We start from the raw sequence: 3,166 nt of genomic DNA, 5'->3' as shown, positions 1-3,166 counted from the left end.
AACAAAATTCAGTAAGCGCTCTGGTTATCTCTTGTCAGAAAACACTCATCGCTATGTTTCGGGAATTATCATGCGATCACTGGAATAATGATTCAATGAAAATAAAACAGTGTTTTAGTTATCTGTGTCACATATTGATTGTAAACTTTACGCCGCGTTCTGGCTGGATGGGGTTTATGTAAATCTCTTGTAAAAAAGCGGCTTTTTATGTCGTGATAAAAAGAAAAGGGGACAACATGAAAATGTTTCTTTGGGACGGGTTGAGAAAGTGCTTATTTGCGGAAATTGACAAAGACTGTCTTCACTTTACGCAGCATAAATATATGTGTGAAGTTGATCACAAATATAAACGCTGGTAGGGTAAAAAGGTCATTAACTGCCCTGGCAGGCGTCAACAGGTTCGGTTGTATCGACGATAAACGTCAATGTAAGTAAACCTGCTACGCTTGAATAAGGCGATTCGCATGGAGCGGATCCCAAGGTTCACAGCACCCACACTGGATTGTGAAACAGACAGGGCCGAGTCAACGAGGATAGCTATGCTGAGAAGGAAAAAGATTAAACCCATCACGCTTCGCGACGTCACTATTATTGACGACGCAAAATTGCGTAAGGCCATCACCGCAGCCTCGCTCGGTAATGCGATGGAATGGTTCGATTTTGGTGTCTATGGCTTTGTGGCCTACGCGTTAGGTAAAGTGTTTTTCCCAGGGGCTGACCCCAGCCTGCAGATGATTGCCGCACTGGGGACGTTCTCTGTTCCTTTCCTTATTCGCCCGCTGGGTGGTCTGTTCTTCGGTATGCTTGGTGATAAATACGGTCGCCAGAAGATCCTTGCTATCACCATTGTCATCATGTCGATCAGTACCTTCTGTATCGGCCTGATTCCGTCCTATGCCACGATCGGCATCTGGGCACCGATTCTGCTGCTGCTCTGTAAGATGGCGCAGGGTTTCTCCGTCGGTGGGGAATATACCGGAGCCTCGATCTTCGTCGCGGAGTATTCCCCGGACCGTAAGCGCGGTTTTATGGGGAGCTGGCTGGACTTCGGCTCGATTGCCGGGTTCGTGATGGGTGCGGGTGTCGTGGTGCTGATTTCAACCGTCGTCGGTGAAGAGAACTTCCTCGACTGGGGCTGGCGTATCCCGTTCTTCCTCGCGCTGCCGCTGGGGATCATCGGTCTGTATCTGCGTCATGCGCTGGAAGAGACACCAGCGTTCCAGCAGCACGTTGAGAAACTGGAGCAGGGTGACCGCGAAGGGCTGCAGGATGGTCCGAAGGTGTCGTTCAAAGAGATTGCCACTAAGCACTGGCGCAGCCTGCTGACCTGTATTGGTCTGGTGATTTCGACCAACGTGACCTACTACATGCTGCTGACCTACATGCCGAGTTATCTGTCGCATAACCTGCATTACTCGGAAGATCACGGTGTGCTGATTATTATCGCCATCATGGTGGGTATGCTGTTCGTGCAGCCGATTATGGGTCTGCTGAGTGACCGCTTTGGCCGTCGACCATTCATTATTCTGGGAAGCGTGGCGCTGTTTGCCCTGGCAATCCCGGCCTTTATTCTGATCAACAGTAACGTGCTGGGGCTGATTTTTGCGGGTCTGCTGATGCTGGCGGTGATCCTGAACTGCTTCATCGGGGTGATGGCCTCAACGTTGCCTGCGATGTTCCCGACGCATATTCGTTACAGTGCGCTGGCGGCAGCCTTTAACATCTCGGTACTGATTGCCGGTCTGACCCCGACGCTTGCCGCCTCGCTGGTGGAAAGCACGCAGAATCTGATGATGCCTGCTTATTACCTGATGGTGATCGCGGTGATTGGCTTGATTACCGGTATTACGATGAAGGAGACGGCGAACCGTCCACTGAAAGGGGCGACGCCTGCGGCATCGGATATTCAGGAAGCGAAAGAGATCCTGCGTGAGCACTACGATAATGTAGAGCAGAAGATTGAAGACATTGACGCAGAGATTGAAGAACTGCAGAAAAAACGCTCCCGACTGGTGGATCAGCATCCACGCATCAACGAGTAATAAAGAAAACCCGCCAACGGCGGGTTTTCTTTTATTAGCATCCGGCAGCGATGTAGTCGCCATTGGCGCTGATGGGGATGACCGTCAGGAAGAGAACGGTCGCGAACAGGATCAGAACTATCCCGCCGGCTATTTTGACGGCTGGCACCAGCCATCTTAACGTGCTATTTCCCCCGAAGCAGGCCACCGTGCGTTCACGGGCATAACGTACCGCCAGCGAGAGCCCCATAATCGAGAGTGCCGTTCCCAGGGACATTGTCATGACGGCAGCCATCCCCCAGGTGACAATGCCCAGCGCATTTGAAAACATCAGAATCATGATTGCCCCACTGCACGGGCGTGCGCCAATCGCCAGAATCACCCCCAGGCGAGTTTTCCAGTCTCCCTGCGTCAGGTCCGCACCCACGCCGTGATGGCCGCAGCCACAGTGTTCATTGTGCTGATGGAGGGGACTGATGGCTGAGATCGTCATTCTGCGCGGACGCAGGCTCTTTAATGCCTGATAAATGACGAACGCGCCGAATACACCAATCAGCACTGCGCTTATCTTCTCTACATACCAGCGGCTGGTACTGATATCCCCTGAGGCGAGGTTAAACCCCACCGCCAGAATAAAGACAAACAGAATGGCGCTCACGCCCTGCATCAGGCTGCCAAGGAAAGGAACGATCCGGGCAGCCCGCTCGCTTTCCTTATTAGTGGTCAGATAGGTCGTCACAATGAATTTCCCGTGCCCCGGCCCGATGGCGTGCAGCACGCCATAAAGGAAGGCGCCTGTTAAGAGCCATAGTCCGCCGCTGTACTGGTGGTTATTCAGCTGCAGCAGATACATCACCAGATAACGGTGCAGGGTAATTTGAGTGGCAAGACACCACTGGATAAAGGCGCTCCAGTGCGTATGCAGGGTAAAACTGGCAAACAGAATAGCCAGCAGTATCACCCCTGCGGTAGGGAGACGCCAGTCGCGGGTGAGGCGTTGTGTGTTCATGAGGGAGTGCTCTGCCAGGAAGAATATTTGCCGCTAGTATAGTTGATCTTCCTTTTCAGTTCGCAGGATCGCATCGGGATCCTGATGATGTTGTGGATAAGTCTGTGTGTAAAAGGGTATAAGGCGGGGTTTTGCT

2 protein-coding genes are annotated in these 3,166 nt (G+C 52.2%); one reads left to right on the top strand and one right to left on the bottom strand.

Annotation, left to right across the window (positions count from 1 at the left end; translation table 11 throughout):
• Positions 1 to 539: 539 nt before the first annotated feature.
• Positions 540 to 2,042, top strand: coding sequence for a glycine betaine/L-proline transporter ProP (gene proP, locus L977_RS02350; RefSeq protein ID WP_014882193.1), 1,503 nt, complete (start codon positions 540 to 542; stop codon positions 2,040 to 2,042).
• 34 nt (positions 2,043 to 2,076) lie between these two features.
• On the opposite strand, the gene L977_RS02345 is transcribed toward proP, so the two are convergent.
• Positions 2,077 to 3,030, bottom strand: a complete 954-nt coding sequence (locus L977_RS02345) for a nickel/cobalt transporter (protein WP_045282278.1) — start codon at positions 3,028 to 3,030, stop codon at positions 2,077 to 2,079.
• Positions 3,031 to 3,166: the final 136 nt, after the last annotated feature.

The sequence above is a fragment of the Enterobacter sp. ZOR0014 genome (assembly GCF_000798855.1).
Classification (GTDB): Bacteria; Pseudomonadota; Gammaproteobacteria; order Enterobacterales; family Enterobacteriaceae; genus Enterobacter; species Enterobacter kobei.
The sequence above is the reverse complement of the archived record's forward strand: the minus strand, read 5'-3'. Positions and strand labels throughout refer to the sequence as shown.